This is a genomic window from Blastomonas sp. (assembly GCF_041747255.1).
Classification (GTDB): Bacteria; Pseudomonadota; Alphaproteobacteria; order Sphingomonadales; family Sphingomonadaceae; genus Blastomonas.
In genome coordinates, this window is the sequence record NZ_JBGTFM010000406.1 from 1 (window position 1) to 2328 (window position 2328).

General features: G+C 66.9%; 3 protein-coding genes. All 3 read right to left on the reverse strand.

All coding sequences use genetic code 11. From position 1 onward, the window contains the following. Positions 1-902: folylpolyglutamate synthase/dihydrofolate synthase family protein (locus ACEW8G_RS13735; RefSeq protein WP_373488973.1), on the reverse strand; the 902-nt coding region annotated here is incomplete at its 3' end. A gap of 286 nt (positions 903-1188) precedes the next feature. Beyond that, positions 1189-2043: an acetyl-CoA carboxylase, carboxyltransferase subunit beta gene (gene accD / locus ACEW8G_RS13740; RefSeq protein ID WP_373488971.1), complete on the reverse strand. Its 855-nt coding sequence runs from the start codon at positions 2041-2043 to the stop codon at positions 1189-1191. A gap of 19 nt (positions 2044-2062) precedes the next feature. Next, a partial coding sequence (locus ACEW8G_RS13745; protein ID WP_373488972.1) for a tryptophan synthase subunit alpha occupies positions 2063-2328 on the reverse strand: 266 nt, incomplete at its 5' end.

Genomic DNA, 2328 nt, shown 5'->3' on the forward strand with positions numbered 1-2328 from the left:
GCCCAGCCCATCGCGGCGGATAGCGCGCTGTCGGGGATGGCAAGCGCGCTCTGATGGCGGATCATCGCCACCGCGAGCGCGGCATTGTCTGCCTGATGCGCGCCCGCAAGCCGCGGCACCGGCAGGCTGAGCTTGCCGTCGATGTCGCGGTAATGCAGCCGCCCCTGATAGAGCGCGGCGTCCCAATCCTCGCCACGCGCCTTGACGAACGCGCCAGCGCGCATCGCCTGGCCCGCAATCGCGCCCATCATGCCGATGGCGTATTTCTGGATCACCAAAGGCACGCCCTGCTTGGCGATCCCCGACTTTTCAAACGCGATCCGTTCCAGCGGCGCGTCCGGCGTGTCCGCTTCGGGCGCGAGCAAAAAGCTTTCGTGATCGATGCCCAGCGCGGCGATGCCGCACACGGCGGGGTGGTGGATGACGTTGGTCGCATCGAGCCGTCCGCCCAGCCCGACCTCGATGATGCAGGCGTCGGCAGGCGTTTCGGCAAAGGCGAGGAACGCGGCGGCGGTGGTGACCTCAAAGAAGCTTGCCCCGGTGCCCTCGGCGACATCGAGCACGCGCGCCAGATACGCCGCCAGCGCATCGTCGCCGATCAGCCGCCCGGCGATGCGGATGCGTTCGTTGAACCGCACCAGATGCGGGCTGGTGTAGACATGGGCGGTGAACCCCGTTGCCTCGATCGCGGCGCGCAGGAAGGCGCAGGTCGATCCCTTGCCGTTGGTGCCCGCGACGTGAAACACCGGCGGCAGGCGATGCTGCGGATTGCCCAGCCGGGCGAGCAGTTGCGTGATCCGCTCCAGCCCCAGCACGTCGCGCCCCGGCGACAGCGCGGTCAGCCGGTCGAGCTGGGTCTGGACGCCGGGGTGGGAGGAATGCGCGTGGTCCACTAAGCAAATCCTCCCCTGCAAGGGGAGGGGGACCGCGTAGCGGTGGAGGGGTGGCACCCTATCGCAGAAGGCGACACCCCTCCGTCTCGCCTGCGGCGATCCACCTCCCCTTGCAGGCGAGGATTTGGGCATCTCGCCCTCTCTCCTTCAGGGGAGAGGGAAGAGCCGCGCAGCGGCGAAGGGAGAGGGGGATGTGGACAGGGGCCAAGGTGGCCTCGCCCGTCGCTGACAGGCCCCACCCCAACCCCTCCCCTGAGCCGCAGACGAGCGCAGCTCAACGGGAGGGGCTTTGTGTTCACGCCGCTTTCGCCGCCATCAGATAGCCGATGACGCTGCCCAGCTTCGCGCGCAGATCCTTGCGCTCGACCACCATGTCGATCATGCCGTGTTCGAGCAGATATTCGCTGCGCTGAAAGCCCTCGGGCAGTTTTTCGCGGATCGTCTGTTCGATCACGCGTTGCCCGGCAAAGCCGATCAGCGCATTGGGCTCGGCCATCTGGATGTCGCCCAGCATCGCGTAGCTCGCGGTGACGCCGCCGGTGGTGGGATCGGTCAGCACGACGATATACGGCAGGCCCGCCGCGTGCAGACGGCTGATCGCGACGGTGGCGCGCGGCATCTGCATCAGCGAGAGGATGCCCTCCTGCATCCGCGCGCCGCCCGCAGCGGTGAAGATGACATAAGGGCACTTCTCGGCCATCGCGCGCTCGGTGCCGATGATGAACGCTGCGCCCACCGCCATGCCCATCGATCCGCCCATGAAGGCGAAATCCTGCACGCCGATCACCGCCTTGTTGCCCTCAATCCGGCCGAGCGCATTGGTCAGCGCATCGGTGCCGACATTGGCAGCGCGCGCGGCGCGCAACCGGTCGACATATTTCTTGCTGTCGCGGAACTTGAGCGGGTCCTCGCGCACCACCGGCGATGCCAGTTCTTCCCAGATCTGGTCGTCGAACAGCTGGGCAAAGCGTTCCGCCGCGCCGATGCGTTCATGGTGGCCGCATTTGGGGCAGACCGACAGATTGTCTTCAAATTCCTTGGCAAACACCATTTCGCCGCACGCCTTGCACTTGTGCCACAGGTTGTCGGGCGTCGTCTCACGCTTGGTGATGAAGGGCATCGAATTGCGGACCCGGCTGAACCAGCTCATGTGCGTATATCCTTCTTGTTCAGGCGTTGGCGGGCTGGCGTGCGGTGGCGATGGCCGCTGCCAGGCTGGCGACATAGTCGCGCACCGGGCCAGCCGAATCGACGCCGTGCACCCCGACAATCTCGACGATGGCGCTGCCAACCACAACCCCGTCGGCGACGCGCGCGATGGCGGCGGCCTGAGCTGGTGTGCGCACGCCAAAGCCCACCGCAACCGGCAGATCGGTCGATGCCTTCAGCCGCGCGACGGCGTCCTCGATGCTCGCCTGCACTGCCTGCTGCTTGC